The following is a 16,621-nucleotide window of genomic DNA, read 5'->3' on the forward strand; positions in this document are numbered from 1 at the left end:
ATTATTATAGACAGAATTATAAATTATTTCAATTATTTTTTAATAGTTGTAATTTATAAAAAAAGAATTAAAATTATTGCATTAAAAATATATTTTTAATATACGGAGCAATTAAAAATGGAAATTTATGATTTAAGAAGCGACACAATAACAAAACCAAGCGAAGAAATGCGTAAAGCAATATATAATGCAGAATGCGGTGATGATGTGTATATGGAAGACCCTACAGTAAATAAACTTCAGGAAATGGCAGCAGATATAACAGGAAAAGAAAAAGCAATATTTGTTTCAAGCGGTACTATGGGTAATTTAATACCTATGATGATATTAGGAAGAAAAACAAGACAGGTACTTTTAGAAGAAGAATCACATATAATACATTATGAACTTGGCGGTGTTTCATCTTTGGCCGGAATAATACCATTACCTGTTAAAGCTGAAAGAGGAATATTAACTAAAGATATTATAAAAAATTATTTAAATGAACAGCCTTATTATATGTCATCTGTTAATATAGTGGAAGTAGAAAATACTCATAATAGACATGGCGGTTCTGTTTATCCTATAGAAGTATTGAAAGAATTACATGACTTCACTAAATCAAAAAATGTTCATCTTCATATGGATGGTGCAAGAATTTTTAATGCCTCTATAGCTAATAAAGTATCTGTTAAAGAAATAGCTTCAAATACTGATTCAATAACTTTCTGTTTATCTAAAGGCTTAGGCTCTCCGATGGGTGCTATGATATGTTCTAATAAAGATTTCATCGACGAAGCATTTAGAATAAGAAAATTAATAGGCGGAGGAATGAGACAAATAGGACTTATGGCTGCTGCAGGAATATATGCTTTAGAAAATAATATACCTTCATTAGAAGAAGATCATCAAAAAGCAAAAAAAATAGCAAATGCAATAATTGAGTCAGGAATAGGAACTCTTAATTTAGCAAATGTAGAAACTAATATAGTTATAGCCGATACTAAAAAATTATCATCAGAAATATTATCAAAACTTTCAGAAAAAGGTATTAAAGCAAGTTCTTTCGGAGATTATAAAATAAGATTTGTAACTCATAGAGATATAAGTATGGATAAAGTAGATAAAGTTTGCGAAATAATAAAAGGTTTAAAAATATAATTAGTAAATAAATTATAGGCTCATAACTAATTAATAAAATTGTTATATTTTTAATTGAGTTTATATTAGTAGTAATAATAAAAAGAGTATGCTTTCACATTCGGCATACTCTTTTTATTTTATTTATTTGAAATTTTTATCCAATTTGAAATACTCTAATTCAGATGACAAATTAGTTGTTCCATTAACAACATCTTTTCCAAGTAAGGAACTATCATTAACTAATTCAGCATTTTCCTGAGTGATTTTATTTAATTCATTCATAGCTGTATTAATCTGTTTTACACTTTCCTCCTCTTCAGATGTAGCCTCGTATATATGAATCAATATATCAGCAACTTCTTTAGCAGAATTTTCTATTTCTACAAGTATATCCAAAGATTTTCTTACAGATTCGTCTCCAACCTCTATTTTTGAAACAGTATTTTCTATAATGCTTGTAATATTTCCAGCAGCTTCATTAACATTTTGTGCTAAACTTCTTATTTCTGAAGCAACAACAGCAAATCCTCTTCCTTGATCACCAGCACGTGCAGCTTCAACTGCCGCATTTAATGCTAATATATTAGTTTGAAAAGCTATTGATTGTATTAACTTTGTGATATTTGATATTTCTTTACTAGACTCTGAAATTTCAATCATATTATGTGATATTTCATTAACAGCAGCTACCCCATTCTGTGTAGACTCTGTAACTTTAGAACTCATATTCTTAGCATTATAAGAATTTTTGGAAGTACTTGAAATAGCAGTAAGTAAATTTTCTATAGAACTAGTTATCTCTTCAACAGCTGCAGCCTGAGAAGAAGTTCTATCTGATAAATTATCTATACCTCTTGATATCTTTTCAGAAGAATCATTAATTAATGATATATTATCCTTCAATTCAGAAACAATGGTATACATTATATGCTGCATATCATTAATAGAATTAGCTAAAGTACCTGAAACATCTTTTCTTTTTAAATCTCTTTCTTCAAATTGACTGTCAAATCTTCCATCCTGCATCAATGTCATTATTGTAATAGCATGATATAAATTATTTGATAATGGTATTACTATTCTAGCAACTAAAAGAAATTCTAATACTATAAGTAAAAATATACATAAAAAGAAGCTTAGCATTAAAAATCTGAATTGAGAATAAAATATATCGGCACTTCCTTTAAATACTAGTATCCAAGGAGCATTATCAGTTTTTTTAATAGAATACCATTCATTACCTATTATATCTAAATCACCTATATGAGATGATAAATTATTTTTAAAATCAGCGAATATAGGATATGTAAATAAATTATTAGTTTCATCTAGGATATAATCTTTATTATCATGAGTCATAAAAATACCCTTATCAGAAACTATATAAATTTCATCTTCAAAATTTTTCTTTAAACTTTCAGTTATGGTATTTATATTCGCAAAATCTATTGCACATACGCCTTTTAAACTTCCATTGGTATAAACAGCCTTTCCAAATGTAATAGTAAGTTTATTAACAGCAAAATCTATATAAGGATCACTAATCATTATATTATTAGTGGCTACAGAATCTTTATACCAATCTCTAGAAGTTTGATCATAAGTACGGGGATAAACTTCCAAAGTATTCATAAAAACTCCACCTTGAGGATATGGAGTGCTATTTCCAAAATATACATTCAAATAACCTTCATTAAGTTTCTGAACATTAGTAATAAAATTACCAAATTCCTCCCAATTAGGATTAGATGATAAATATGCATCCATAACATAAATAGTATTTTTTAATTCTTCAACATATCCTTCTGTTCTAGTTTTTGCCTCTAATGCTTGAAGATTCTTTTCTCTTAAAAATCTAGATTTATATAAAGGCTTATAAAAAATATATATAACAACGAATAACAACAGAAGAAATATTATGAAAGGAGCTAAAAATTTGATCATTAATTTATTTTTCATAATGACAACCTTTATAGAAATTTAGTATATATTTTAAATATACTAAATTATGTGCCTAAAGTCAAAAATAATGATAAATTTTTGTACAAAATTCTTTAATTTTTAAGATTTGATATGACTCTTATATTTTCTCCATAAGACCATATGTTATTATTATCACTATAATCTATAAATATAGATTTTGGAGAAATAAGCATTTTTAATGCGAAAATAGAAAAAGAAAACATATTATTCATATTAGGCAAACTACCCTCTAATATATTTGCTCTAAGTAATTCATTATTTACAGGAACTTTATAATTACTGTAATTGCATTCTATTATATTTAATCCTGATTTTTCTATAAATTTTATAAGATTGTCCTTATTAAAATTTACAATATGCTCAGTAGATAAATATCTCATAAGCATATCATAACTGCATTGATCTTTCATAGGAGAATTAGGCACTTCAATATATAAATATCCATTAGGTTTAAGCATATTTTTAATTTTTAATAATATTTCAAATGGATTTTTAAAATGTTCTATAACATGCGAAAGCATTATTATATCATATTTTTCTTCACTTTCTAAAAAGTTAGGTTCTAAATCAATGTTATATTTAGCTTTGGCATAATCTCTGGCATTATCATTGAGTTCATAACCGTAAACATCACATCCATATTTTTTAAATATACTCAATAATAAACCATCAAAAGCACCTATTTCACATACTTTTTTATTTTTACACTCAATATACTTGTTTAAGAAATTAAACTGCGATAAGCTTCTAGCATAACGCATTTTGCTTTTAGCTTTTTCAAATAATTTATTTTTTATATTATTATGATATTCATTCTTATACAGAAGATATATTTCTTCATCAGTGGGCTGATCTATAAAATAAAGCCTGCAATTACTGCATTGATAAACTTTTTTATCATTCTTCCATATATTTTTAATAATACCGATTTCAGTATAATTATTACTTCCGCAAACCTCACATATCATAAAAACATACTCTATTATTAGTATTATTCAAAAGAAAGCTCAATTCCACATTTAGGACATTTAGTCATATCTTCTGTAATGCTAGATCCGCAGTTAGGACATTCATACACTTCTATCTCTTCAACAACTTCTTCAGAAGTAGTTTCGTATTCATCATCAGAAGCTTCTACAACCTCAACAACATCTTTCATTACAAGCATTAAATTATCAACAACATCTTTTTCGAGATTAGTTTTTTCCATTATATCTTCTACAGACATATTATATAATTCTTCTATAGAATTGATATTATTATCTATGAGAGTTTTTATAATAGCTTCATCAATACCCTGTAAAGAATATAAGTTACTTTCAAATACTTCTGCTGTTTCTAATTCTTCATCAGCAGCTTGAACTTCTTCTGTAGTATCTGAGAATATTTGATTCAAAGGAACTATATCTTTTAATAATTCAGGATTTTCTTTAATATCTGTTTCTGTTTTTATATCAAAATAATATCCTGTAAGCTGAGAAGCTAATTTTACATTATAACCGCTTTTACCCAAAGCAAGAGAAAGCTGTTCATCAGGTATAATAATCATAGCTTCTTTCTTTTCAGGGTCTGTAATGATAATTCTTATAGGCTTAGCTGGAGTTATAGCCTCAGCAATATATTCTCTTATATCTTTAGACCATTTTACAACATCTATTTTTTCGCCTTCTATTTCCTTGATTATAGACTGTATACGAATACCTTTTTGACCGATGCAAGCACCTATAGGATCAACTTCAGGCTTATTAGATGCAACTGCAACTTTTATTTTTAATCCTGGCTGTCTTACCACATTTTTAATTTCTATAGTACCGTCAGCAATTTCAGGTATTTCTAATTCAAAAAGTTTCTTTATAAAGTCAGGCTTAGTTCTAGTAAGCAATATTTTTGTATGAACCTCTTTACCCTTCTCATCTTTACCGCCCTGAACTTTATATATATATGCTCTTATTCTATCACCAACAGTATAATGTTCTCTAGGAGATTGGTCTTTTTTCTGTAATTCTCCTTCTGTTTTTCCTAAGTTTATGTAGATAGTTCCTCTATGTTCTCTCTGGAAATATCCGTTTACAAGCTGATTTTCTCTTCTTTTAAACTCATTGTATATAAGATTTTTTTCTAATTCAGAAATTTTTTGGAAAAATGCTGTTCTAGCTACTGTACTTTCTATTCTTCCGAATGCTTCAACCTGATCAACAAGTATTAAAACTTCATCGCCCAAATTAATATCCTGATCTAATTTCTTAGCCTCTTCTAAAGATATTTCTTTATTTTTATTTCTAACTTCTTCTACAACACTAGCACCCTTATATACAGTAGGATTATTCTTATTGTCAAAATGAATATGAAATTTTATATCATCACCATATTTCTTTTTCAAAGCTAATTCCATAGTAGATGCTATAACCTCTTTTAAAAGATCTACACTGATATCTTTTTCATCAGAAACTAGCTGTAAATAAGTTCCAACATTTTCAAACATTTTGACTCTCCATTTTTTTATTTTTTATTAAACATGTTTATAGTATATAAATATTAACAATTTAATCTTGCTTTTATAATATCTTTTTTAATATTTTTATATTTTTTTCATTAATAACATTATTTTCATCGGTTATACTTATTATAATGCAGTCATCTTCAGACTTTTTCAACATTGCATAAGCAGTAATAAATTCCTCACCGCTCCTATATTTTATTTTTATAGGCATATCCTCAAATAATTCATATCTATCATTGAATTTCCATCTAAATCCCGCAGAAGAAACTGTTATAGTATAATCACCCTCATCATAACCATTAGCCTTTATACAATCCTGAATCTTTCTAGTAGTCTCTATACAATGAGTATGAGATACACTTTCCTTTTTCTTGAAAATAACAGCATATACCTTTTTATTATCAGAAATAGCTCTTACTTTCAAATCAAGTAAATATATATTATTTTCCTCTAAAACATCTTTTATACCATTAAACAATAAAGCTTCGTCTATTATATTATTATCTATTTTTTTATTTAACTTTTCTTTATTTTTTAATTTCTTTCTCTTAGGCTCTCTGCCGTATTCTTTTTGTTTTTGAGGTTTAGTTTTATTATTATTCATACAAATGCTGTTTTTTATTATTTTCCTATAATATAAAAAAAGAGTGTCAGTTTTTGCTGCCAAAAACCAACGCCCTTCATTACAAATATTTTCGGAAGTAATCTTATTTTACCCTACTAATGATTTTTGTCAAGTATTTTAATAAAATTTATTATTATGTTAATATTAATTAATTGACTTTTATTATTTTATATTTTATCATAAGAAAATAAACTATGAATAGTATTTATTAAATGATTGGTAGAAGATGGTATTTTATATATTAACAATTATATTTTTTTATATGTGGTATCTATAGCTATAAAAATGCTGCTTGAAAACAGACCTCCATATTCATTTATAGCCTGGCTTACAGTTTTAGTATTTTTGCCTTATATTGGTGTAATATTTTATATATTTCTTGGAATGGATTGGAAGAAATCAAAAAAGAAAATTTCTGCTAAACTTCCAGAGGATATGATAAAAAATTATTTTTCTTCATTGCTTAAAGAACAAATAAAAATACTTGATAATATGCAGGGTAATTACGGAAAGCATATAAATTTGGTTAAGCTTGCAATAAAAAGCGGATACTCACCTATTACAGTTCAAAATGAAGTTTATGTTTTTGATGAAGGCGACAAACTATTTGATGCTATAATTCAGGATTTAAAATTAGCAGAAAAAACCATACATATGGAATATTTTATATGGAGAAGTGATAAGCTTGGAAATAGAATAAAAGATGTACTTATAAATAAAGCAAAACAAGGCGTTGAAATAAGGCTTATTTTTGATGGTGTAGGTTCATTGAAAAGAATAAGCAGAAAATACAGAAAAGAATTAAAGGCAAATGGAATAAAATTTTTATATTATCATGACCCTTTTTCTATATTATGGACTAGATTTGTAAACTACAGAAATCACAGAAAAATAGTTGTAGTTGATGGTGTTGTAGCATATATGGGTGGAATGAATATGGGGCAAGAATATATAGACGGAGGAAAACGATTTAATTCTTGGAAAGATGTGCATATGAGAATAGTTGGAGATTCATGCAATCTTATACAGAATGTTTTTGTATGCGATTGGTACAATGCCGGAGGAAGAGATTTAGAAATTTTTAATATTGAAGAAAATAAACATAAACATTTCAAAAAAATAAAATATGTTAATAAAGAATTAAACGAAGAAAAAGTTTCAATCATAAGAAAAGATTTATTTCCACAATCTTTCACAGATAAATTTCTTCCTGTTCAGATAATAACTTCAGGGGCAGACTCTAAATGGGACAGCATACAAAAAGTATATTCTAAAATGATAGAAGAAGCCAAAGAAAGTATTTATATAGAAAGTCCTTATTTTGTACCTGATGACGGTTTTTTGAGAACTTTAGAAAATGCTGCATTATCAGAAGTGAATGTAAATCTTATGATAACAGGAAACCCTGATAAATTGGTTGCTTGGTGGGTAGCTCAAACATATTTTGAAACTTTACTCAATGCTGGTGTAAATATATATTTATATGAAAAAGGTTTCTTGCACAGTAAATTCTGTGTAATGGATGGAAGAATAGTATCATGTGGTACTTGCAACATGGACATAAGAAGCTTTTATTTACATTACGAAATGAATGCTGTTATATATGATATTGATATAGCTAAAAAATTTGAAGATATATTTAAAAAAGATATGCTTGATTCTCATAAAATAACTATAGAGGAATATTCTAAACAGCCTATGCTTGTAAGACTTAGAAATTCGGCTTGCAGAATTATAGCCCCTGTTTTATAATATGGCATATTTTTTATATGGTAAATAATTATGATGAAGAAAATAAAAATATCAGAATTAGATAATCAAGCCCTTTTCGATTTAGGGCTTTCAAAAGAAAGGTATATTCTTTTTGTAGATGATATAGGTATAAAAAAAGATAATATACCAACTCTAAATGAACTCCTAAGAACTAGAGAAGATTTCTTTATTAATATCTCATCAGAGAAAGATGAAAGTAATAAAAATTATATAAGCGGTAATGATCTGCTTACAGCTTTGTCTGAAATTAGAAATCTTATATATCATGCATCACTAAAGTATCCTTTAAAAAATATTTCTATATTTGCTAGACTTATCAATTTGAGGAGTTTGCATCTATATGGTGATTTACCTAAAGATATGGAATTAAAGCCTCTTGATAATATAGAAAATTTAGAAAGTGTTTATATAGAAAATGGACTTACATTAAGACAAGATGTTTATTTATCTATGAGAAGCACAATAAGAGAAATAGGTGCCGGAACATTCAGAATGGAGTCTTTTGATAAGAATCCTAATTTGAAAAAAATAGCCATTCTTACAGGAGTTTCTCATGAGGAAGAAATGCCTAAAAAACTTCCTGAATTAGAAGAGCTTTATATTGAAAAAGGAAAGAATATAAGATCATTTAATTTTATATCAGAAATGAAAACACTTAAAACTTTGGAATTAAATAATATACCTACATTAAAAGAAATTCCTGATTTAAGTAATTTAGAAGATTTAAAAAAGGTTATTTTAACTAATCTTAGAAATCTTGAAAATATGGATGCTATATTAAATCATCCTAGAATAAGAATTTTAATATTAGAAAATATAAAATGCTTTAATATAGATATGCTTTCAAAGGAAACAGCTCCTAGATTAAAATATGTATCCGTTATAAGCGATGATAAAAATTGGGATAAAAGGACAAAGAAGTTGTTAGAAGAAAAAGGATACAAGGACTATAATGAAGATTAGTGCCTTTGAATTTGATATACAAAAAGATAAGTATAAAAATTTAGATATAATAAATAATCATTTAAAAAATATAAGTGATAAAGAAAAATCTGATTTAATAGTACTTCCTGAATTATCTTCTAATGGTTATTTATTTGAAAACAGAGAAGAATTAATAAATACTGCTGAAGATATAAAAGACGGTATATTTATAAATAGCCTATCTGAAATGTCAAAAAAATATGATATATCTATAATTGCAGGATTTGCTGAAAAGTTTGAAAATAAAATTTATAATTCTGCTGCAATAATAGAAAAAGGAAATATAAAAGGCATATATAGGAAAATACATTTATCCGATTTTGAAAAGAAATTTTTTGATATTGGAGAAATAAATAACGCGGATTTAGTTTTCAATATAAACGGCATTAATATATCGGTACAAATATGCTTTGATTTATGGTTCAATGAAATATCAAGAAAGCAAATATTAAATGGAAGTAATTTAATATGCGTGCTTGCTAATTTCGGTTCAAATACCACTTTTGAAATAGCTAGGATAAGAGCCATAGAAAATTTAACTCCTCTAGTATTATGCAATCGCATAGGTATAGAAAAAAATTCAATTATGGAAGCTTCTTTTATTGGCAAAAGTTTTATATGCGATGAAACAGGAAAATTACTTACAGATATTGATAATAATCAAAATAACAAAATAATCAATGCTGAAATAGAAATAAAAAACAAAAGACAAAATATAATATGTTCTGACTTTATGAAAGAGATTAAAAGACATTATTAATAAAAAAGAATGAGCCTAATTTATATAATCAAGCCCATTCTAAATATAATTTTAATATTATCAAGTTTTACAATTTGAAATAACTTACAACATCTATTAATTTCTGAGCTTCGCTGCTTAAAGTTATACTTGCTTCTTTTGACTGCTCTACTAAACTAGCATTTTCCTGTGTGCTTGCATCCATTTTTAATACTGCCTGATTAACCTGATCAACTCCGCTTTGCTGTTCTACTGCTGTTGTAGAAATATCTCTCATTATATTGGCTGTATTTTCTATTTTATCTTTAATATCAACAAATATTTCCTGAGATTTTCTAGCTGCTTCTGTTGCTACTCTTATTTTCTCATCTGAATCTGCTATTAAGGAAGTAATATCTTTTACAGATGTTTGAGTATTCTGTGCTAAAGTTCTAACTTCTGAAGCTACTACAGAGAAACCTCTGCCCTGCTCTCCTGCACGTGCTGCTTCAACTGATGCATTAAGTGCTAATATATTAGTTTGAAAAGCAATATCTTCTATCAATTTTGTTATATTAGTTATTTTTCTGCTTGCTTCATAAACATCTTCCATACTTCTTGTTGTACTGTCTATTATAAGTCCTGCTTCTTCTACAGATTTTTTAGAATCATTCATCATATTATTTCCTATGACGGATTTTTCTGCAGAATTTTTTATTGTAGAAGCCATTTGCTCCATAGAACTAGCAGTTTGCTCTAATGATGATGATTGAGATTGAGTTCTTAAAGCTAAATCGTTATTTCCGCTTGCTAATTCTTTTGATGTCAATTCTATATTATTAGAAGAATCAATTATATTGCTTACTATATTTTTTAATTTTTCTATAGTATTATTAAATCCATTAGCTATTATTCCAAATTCATGATTTTGATATTTGTTAGTCAAAAATTTACTTGGTGCTGATACAGTTAAATCTCCGTTTCCAAGTCTGTTTAAATCGCTTGCTATTCTTGATAATACTCTTGATATATTTTTATTAACATATACTATAACTATAAATGATGTAACAATAAGAAGTAATAAACTTAAAACTATAGTTATTTTTATTAGAGTATTTTTATTAGCAAAAAATTCACTGTCAAGCATAGTAACGCACATTATCCAATCTATATTTTCAAGTCTTGAGAAAGCCATTATTTTTTTACCTTCATCTTCATAATGTAAAGCACCTTTTCTTTGTGAGGCTGCAGCAGATAAAGCATTTTTAGAACCTATGGATATAGTGTTAACTTTTTTAACTTCTTTATGTGCCACTCTTCTTCCTTCTTCATTAACAATATATATATTACCTGTTTTTCCTATAGTAATTTCAGAAAAATATTTTTGAACAAAAGAATCCCATCTTAATTCAGCATATAACACTCCGGCAGGTCTTGCATTAGTATCAAATACTCCGGCCAAAACACCTATCACATAGTTTCCTGTAACTGATGATAAATAAATCTCATCTTCAATGGCATATTTATAATTATTGTTTTGAAGCTCTTTCCATATAGTTTTTTGACTTACAGTATTCAAATGTTCATTAGATGCCGTATCTAAAACAACTCTTCCATTTAAATCTATTAAAGCAAAAGCTGAAAAATGAGATTCTAATTCTTTAAGAAGCTCTGTAAATTCACCGCTTGCTATAGATAAAGTATACTGATTAGGATTTTCAAAATAATCTAAAAATTCAGATTCTTTAGATATGACGGAAGTCAAATCTGACTGATCTTCAATCCATATAGAAACTAAATCTCTATATCCGTCAGCAGTTTCCATAAATCCGCTTATGGCAGTTCTCTCCATAAATATTGCAGAAGCAGATATTATTACTATCATAAGAACCAAAAGCATTATAGCTACCGATGATATAATAGTAAAAGGCATTTTAAATTTTAAAGTTTGCATAAATTTCATAAATAATACCCCCATATATAACTCAATTATTATGATAATAGTATATGATATTTTTTTGAAAAAGTCTATATATTTGTAAATAATTTTTACTAAAATCTTTAAAAATCTTCTATTTTTTTACATATTAAGTAAATATTTAGTAAATTTATATTATAAATGTAAATATTTTTTGTTTTTATTTTTTATATTTTTCTTTGACAAAATTAATATAATTGTATATCATAAGAGTATTATAAAAATTAAGGATTCAATATGTATAATATCAGCCAATTAAAAGACTTTTTAAAAGAAAAAAAGATGGATGAAAAATTTTCTTCTATTTACGGAGGTGATGCATATAGTATATCTGAAGCATATAACAGATTAAGCGATACTATAAAACATTTTGAAAGTATAGAAAAAACTCAGGAAATATATGTTTTTAGTGCTTCAGGAAGAACTGAACTTTCAGGTAATCATACAGACCATAATAATGGATGCGTATTAACAGCTTCTATAAATTTAGATAAGTTGGCAGTAGTGGCAAAAAGAGATGATAATAAAATAGTTGTTTATACTGATTATTCTAATACTCCTGACATTATAGATATTAATGACTTGAATATAAATAAAGATGAGTACGGAAAATCTAATGCTCTAACAAGAGGCGTTTGTGCAGGAATTAAAAACAAAGGATACAATATAGGCGGATGTACAGTAACTTTAAATAATAAAGTACTTATAGGAAGTGGATTAAGTAGTTCAGCAAGCTTTGAATCTTTGATTGGTGAAATACAGAATGCTCTATACAATGAAGATAAAATAAGCAAAGTTGATATAGCAAAAATTGGGCAGTATGCTGAAAATGTTTATTTTGGAAAGCCTTGCGGACTTATGGATCAAATGGGTTGTTCTGTAGGCGGTATTATGTCTATAGACTTCAAAGATAATGATAACCCTATAATAGAAAAAGTTGAATACGATTTTGAAAGTAAAGGTTATGCTCTTATGATAGTTGATGCTAAAGGAGATCATAGCGGACTTACAAATGAATATGCTGCTATAAGAGAAGAAATGAATGCTGTTGCAAATTATTTCGGGAAAAAAGTATGCAGAGAAATAACTAAAAAAGAATTGATTGATAATGCTTCTAAATTAAGAGCAGAAGTTGGTGACAGAGCTATAATGAGAGCTTATCACTTTTTAGAGGAAAATGAAAGAGTAATCAATCAAATAAATGCACTTAAAAAAGATGATATAAATACATACATAAAACTTATGAATGAATCAGGGCTTTCAAGCTTCATGTATTTACAAAACTGCTATTCTGTTACAAGTTCAAAAAATATGGGAGTAGCTTTAGGACTTACTCTAACAAAAGACTTCTTAAAAGGAGAAGGTGCTTGCCGTGTACATGGAGGCGGATTTGCTGGAACTATACAGGCTTTAATACCTGTAAATAAAGTTGAAGAATATAAAAAATACATGAATTCAATATTTGGTGAAGGAAGTGCTGTAAAAATAAGAGTAAGACAATCTCCTGTTTGTGAAATCTAAAAAATCATAATTGATAATTATAACTAAAAATAAAAGACAAGGCTAATTCTATAGTCTTGTCTTTTTTATACTATTAGACTTGTTTCAAAATTAATTTTTCCAAGGCACAGTATTTTTTAGCCAGCCTCTCTCATTCCAATAATTAAAGTCATTCTCAGTGAAATTTTTCTTTTTATGCAATGATTTTATTATTTTAAAAAATATCTTTGTTTTTATAGATGGCTTAACTTTACCATATTCCCTTTTTATTTTTTCTGCAGCTAAATCCATCTTTCTTGCAATAGAATCTTTTATTTCATCTTTAACATTATTCCAAGTAACTTCTCTTACCGCAAATCCATAGCTATATGTTTTCGCTACACCCCAAAAGAAAGTACTGTCTGCCATATCCTTACAAGTATTTTTCATTCCTCCACCTGCAGCAGTAGAGATACATACAACCTGTTTTTTAAACATAGATTCATTTGGTCTGTGAACTATCCATCTATAACCATAATGATCTAAAAAAGCCTTCATAGCACCTGTTACATGGTACACATACACAGGACTTGCTAATATTATTATATCAGCATCATCCATAGCATCTGTAATAGGTTTTAATTTATCATAATGAGGACATAAAGTTTCAGATTTTATAAAACAATTATTACAGCCTACACAAAAAGAATTAAAGTCTCTAGGAAGAAAAAACTCTGTAACTTCTCCTCCTAATCTATCATAAAGCATTTTTGCTACATTGTATGTTGAACCTTTATGATTCTGTCCATGTATGACTGTTATTTTCATTTTTTATATTTACCTAAAAGATTAATCTCTTTTTATTTCTCTAGGGAAATCATATTCTTCTAAAGGTAATAATTTAGGAGCTTTCTCTGAAATATCTCTAAGTTCTTTTGAATAGAAATACTCTGTTCCTGAAATCTTTTTAGATATATATTTTCTCATACTTGAAATATATATTGTAACTCCAGGGAAAAATCCTTCCATAGAAGTAATGCTGCTATGAGATAATTTTTCAAATTCAGCACTCATTTCATCTCTTCTAGCCTCTAATTGAGCTGTTTCTCTTACAAGATTTGTAATTCTTCTAAGTATATCTTTTATTCCTTCTCTTTTATTAGGCGGTATTCTTTGAATAAATGCTTTTGGATTTTTGAAATACTCTGTACCTAAAAGGGATTTAATCTTACTCATTTCTTCTTTATTTGTTTTAACTGTTGAAACAATATTTTTAAACTCTGCATCAGCCTCAGCATCTCTGCCAACTGTAATTGTAGTTTTTGATTCACTCATAGAGCCAATACTTTTAGCCCAAACACCATTCAAAGCCTTTACATTACCACCGATAATAACGCCCTTACCTTCCAATACTATAACTCTATCATTTCCAGCTATTTCAGCATTAACAAGCTGCTGAGATAATAAATCACCTTTACATATTATATTGGCATTCCTAATGAATTGAGAATACATCTTTCCATTAACATGAATTGTACTGTTAGGACCTCCTATTATACCTCCGGAAACTATTAAATTACCGGCACATTCTATATATGCATCCTCAATATTGCCATGTACATATATATCACCCTCTGTTTTTATAGAGAATCCCGGAGCAACATTATCTTTAATAATAAGAGAACCATTAACTTCTATATTACCAGTTGATAAATCTACCTTATCTATTTCTGCTACAGTACTTACTGATAAAGTATTATTATGATTGCTTAATATTCCTCTTATACCGCTTCTAATAGTAATACCATCAGAATCGACAACAACGTTTTTGCCTAATTTATAACAAGGATCATCATCATGATGAGCTTCCATTAAAACATCATATATATCAAGTCCATCAATAGAAGGTTTTTCTTCCATAAAGTGAGCTATTTGAACTCCTGCTTCTATATTATGGATAAAACCTCTCTCTTTAAAGTCTATAGCTCCTGTTTCTGATTCTTTTCCGCTATCTAAAGTAAAATCATAATCAAGTATTACTTTCTGAACATTACCATCTATAGGTTTTCTGCCCTCAACAAAGACACACATAACGCCTTCATCATATTTCAAATTATACTCTACAAGTTCAGTTATTTTATCATAATTAACCATTAATTTGATAGGTATTTGAGATATAATAGTTTGTATTTCCTCAAGTACAAGCTGTTTTTTCTGACGCTTTTGAGGAGGAAGAACCATTACCCCTCTCCATTTATCAGCTACATTGATAACAGGTATAACAGAAACAGATTTAAGCTCATCATAAAATACATATCCATAAACAGTACTTTTATAAAGTCCTGTCATTTTATCAAATTTTACATTTTTACTAGCTTTTACACCTTCTCGTTTTGAAATTGATTTTAATACGGCATCTCCAGGACGAACATAATTTTTTAAAAGTTCCTCATATAAATTTTGATCATTGCTATCAACATCAACAATTTGATCGTAAATTTCTCTTGTATTTACAAGATTATCATAATAAAATTCATAATTATTAGGATCAATTGATAATGTTTGTGTTGTAACTTCTTTAGCCATATATTCTCCTTACAAAACGAATCAGCATATTCAAACTTTTTTACATAAGAAGAGCATAACATCTCCTCTATTAAATAATTTAACATATTTATCAAAAAAAGTTTTAATAATTTTATTGGGTTTCTTCTCTATAGGTATAGACCCCCAAGAAAAATCACTGATTATATTAAAACCTATACTTTTCATATATTTAGACAATGTAGTCTTTGAAAATAGCCATAGATGCTGCGGCATTACAGCTCTCCAAGCTCCTCCATATTTTTTAGCAAACATACCATCAGCATTTGGTGTTGTGATTGCTAAATATCCGCCTTTTGCAAGTATTCTGTAAATTTCTTTAAGAGTGTCTGCTGGATTAGGAACATGTTCTATAACATGTGAAAAATGTATGAAAGAAAAATAATCACTTTCAAATCCTACATCAAGCAAAGGTTTTTCATGCACTGTTATACCATAATTTTTTCTAGCATACTCAGCAGATGATGAGCATATTTCAATACCTTGTGCATTATAACCTTTAGTCTTCAAATAATTTAACATCATACCTGTAGCACAGCCTATATCAAGAACATTTTTATTAGGAAGTTCGCTTTCTATTTTGTCAAAGCCTATATCTTTCATAGCGAGCTTCATAAGACCAAAAAAATTTTCCTGATTGGCTACCTCATATTCAAAATAATTATCACTATATATATCATTTATTTCTTCCTGACTCAAAACAGGATACTGATATATAAGTCCACAATTTAAACATTTATTGTAGCTTACTAAATCTGTTTTTATATAAACTTCAGACTTAGTACTACCGCAAAATTCACATTCTTTGTTTTCCACTGTATAACTCTCCAATATTATATTCGGAAAAAAAGATTG

At 27.7% G+C, this 16,621-nt stretch carries 13 protein-coding genes; 5 read left to right on the forward strand and 8 right to left on the reverse strand.

What is annotated here, in order from left to right; all coding sequences use genetic code 11:
- Nucleotides 1-117 precede the first annotated feature (117 nt).
- Nucleotides 118-1,140: a threonine aldolase family protein gene (locus tag BINT_RS07695; protein ID WP_014488006.1), complete on the forward strand. Its 1,023-nt coding sequence runs from the start codon at nucleotides 118-120 to the stop codon at nucleotides 1,138-1,140.
- 123 nt (nucleotides 1,141-1,263) lie between these two features.
- On the opposite strand, the gene BINT_RS07700 is transcribed toward BINT_RS07695, so the two are convergent.
- The 4 genes from BINT_RS07700 to BINT_RS07715 form a co-directional block, all read right to left on the reverse strand.
- A complete protein-coding gene (locus tag BINT_RS07700; RefSeq protein ID WP_014488007.1) occupies nucleotides 1,264-3,081 on the reverse strand; it encodes a methyl-accepting chemotaxis protein in 1,818 nt (605 codons plus the stop codon).
- A 95-nt stretch (nucleotides 3,082-3,176) separates the two neighbouring features.
- The gene (locus BINT_RS07705) at nucleotides 3,177-4,073 is read right to left on the reverse strand and encodes a class I SAM-dependent methyltransferase (protein WP_014488008.1); all 897 of its coding nucleotides are present in this window, start codon (nucleotides 4,071-4,073) and stop codon (nucleotides 3,177-3,179) included.
- A 23-nt stretch (nucleotides 4,074-4,096) separates the two neighbouring features.
- The gene (gene nusA, locus BINT_RS07710; protein WP_014488009.1) at nucleotides 4,097-5,587 is read right to left on the reverse strand and encodes a transcription termination factor NusA; all 1,491 of its coding nucleotides are present in this window, start codon (nucleotides 5,585-5,587) and stop codon (nucleotides 4,097-4,099) included.
- Between the two features lie 73 nt (nucleotides 5,588-5,660).
- Complete coding sequence (locus BINT_RS07715; protein ID WP_234944304.1) at nucleotides 5,661-6,209, reverse strand: ribosome assembly cofactor RimP; 549 nt, start codon at nucleotides 6,207-6,209, stop codon at nucleotides 5,661-5,663.
- Between the two features lie 285 nt (nucleotides 6,210-6,494).
- Between BINT_RS07715 and cls the strand changes: the two genes are divergently transcribed.
- From cls to BINT_RS07730, 3 genes are read left to right on the forward strand one after another with little or no spacing between them, the layout of a single operon-like run.
- A complete protein-coding gene (cls, locus tag BINT_RS07720; protein WP_014488011.1) occupies nucleotides 6,495-7,982 on the forward strand; it encodes a cardiolipin synthase in 1,488 nt (495 codons plus the stop codon).
- Nucleotides 7,983-8,012: 30 nt separating this feature from the next.
- Nucleotides 8,013-8,966: a leucine-rich repeat domain-containing protein gene (locus tag BINT_RS07725; RefSeq protein ID WP_014488012.1), complete on the forward strand. Its 954-nt coding sequence runs from the start codon at nucleotides 8,013-8,015 to the stop codon at nucleotides 8,964-8,966.
- Nucleotides 8,956-9,747 (forward strand): carbon-nitrogen hydrolase family protein, encoded by a 792-nt coding sequence (locus BINT_RS07730; protein WP_014488013.1) that lies wholly within the window; start codon nucleotides 8,956-8,958, stop codon nucleotides 9,745-9,747. Before BINT_RS07725 ends, BINT_RS07730 begins: the two co-directional genes overlap by 11 nt.
- Nucleotides 9,748-9,814: 67 nt before the next feature.
- Here BINT_RS07730 and BINT_RS07735 read toward each other — a convergent pair whose 3' ends face one another.
- On the reverse strand, nucleotides 9,815-11,668 hold the full coding sequence (locus BINT_RS07735; RefSeq protein ID WP_041177339.1) for a methyl-accepting chemotaxis protein: 1,854 nt from the start codon (nucleotides 11,666-11,668) through the stop codon (nucleotides 9,815-9,817).
- A 252-nt stretch (nucleotides 11,669-11,920) separates the two neighbouring features.
- On the opposite strand from BINT_RS07735, the gene BINT_RS07740 reads away from it, so the two are divergent.
- Nucleotides 11,921-13,204, forward strand: coding sequence for a galactokinase (locus tag BINT_RS07740; RefSeq protein WP_014488015.1), 1,284 nt, complete (start codon nucleotides 11,921-11,923; stop codon nucleotides 13,202-13,204).
- A 90-nt stretch (nucleotides 13,205-13,294) separates the two neighbouring features.
- On the opposite strand, the gene BINT_RS07745 is transcribed toward BINT_RS07740, so the two are convergent.
- From BINT_RS07745 to BINT_RS07755, 3 genes are read right to left on the reverse strand one after another with little or no spacing between them, the layout of a single operon-like run.
- Nucleotides 13,295-13,990 (reverse strand): flavodoxin family protein, encoded by a 696-nt coding sequence (locus BINT_RS07745; RefSeq protein WP_014488016.1) that lies wholly within the window; start codon nucleotides 13,988-13,990, stop codon nucleotides 13,295-13,297.
- A gap of 21 nt (nucleotides 13,991-14,011) precedes the next feature.
- On the reverse strand, nucleotides 14,012-15,748 hold the full coding sequence (locus tag BINT_RS07750; RefSeq protein WP_014488017.1) for a DUF342 domain-containing protein: 1,737 nt from the start codon (nucleotides 15,746-15,748) through the stop codon (nucleotides 14,012-14,014).
- A gap of 30 nt (nucleotides 15,749-15,778) precedes the next feature.
- On the reverse strand, nucleotides 15,779-16,582 hold the full coding sequence (locus BINT_RS07755; protein ID WP_014488018.1) for a class I SAM-dependent methyltransferase: 804 nt from the start codon (nucleotides 16,580-16,582) through the stop codon (nucleotides 15,779-15,781).
- Nucleotides 16,583-16,621 lie beyond the last annotated feature (39 nt).

Source organism: Brachyspira intermedia PWS/A (assembly GCF_000223215.1).
Lineage (GTDB): Bacteria > Spirochaetota > Brachyspiria > Brachyspirales > Brachyspiraceae > Brachyspira > Brachyspira intermedia.

Coding starts and splice junctions, on each gene's coding strand:
- BINT_RS07695 (WP_014488006.1), top strand. CDS start 118: ATGGAAATTTATGATTTAAGAAGCGACACAATAACAAAACCAAGCGAA.
- BINT_RS07700 (WP_014488007.1), bottom strand. CDS start 3,081: ATGAAAAATAAATTAATGATCAAATTTTTAGCTCCTTTCATAATATTT.
- BINT_RS07705 (WP_014488008.1), bottom strand. CDS start 4,073: ATGATATGTGAGGTTTGCGGAAGTAATAATTATACTGAAATCGGTATT.
- nusA (WP_014488009.1), bottom strand. CDS start 5,587: ATGTTTGAAAATGTTGGAACTTATTTACAGCTAGTTTCTGATGAAAAA.
- BINT_RS07715 (WP_234944304.1), bottom strand. CDS start 6,209: ATGAATAATAATAAAACTAAACCTCAAAAACAAAAAGAATACGGCAGA.
- BINT_RS07725 (WP_014488012.1), top strand. CDS start 8,013: ATGATGAAGAAAATAAAAATATCAGAATTAGATAATCAAGCCCTTTTC.
- BINT_RS07730 (WP_014488013.1), top strand. CDS start 8,956: ATGAAGATTAGTGCCTTTGAATTTGATATACAAAAAGATAAGTATAAA.
- BINT_RS07735 (WP_041177339.1), bottom strand. CDS start 11,668: ATGAAATTTATGCAAACTTTAAAATTTAAAATGCCTTTTACTATTATA.
- BINT_RS07740 (WP_014488015.1), top strand. CDS start 11,921: ATGTATAATATCAGCCAATTAAAAGACTTTTTAAAAGAAAAAAAGATG.
- BINT_RS07745 (WP_014488016.1), bottom strand. CDS start 13,990: ATGAAAATAACAGTCATACATGGACAGAATCATAAAGGTTCAACATAC.
- BINT_RS07750 (WP_014488017.1), bottom strand. CDS start 15,748: ATGGCTAAAGAAGTTACAACACAAACATTATCAATTGATCCTAATAAT.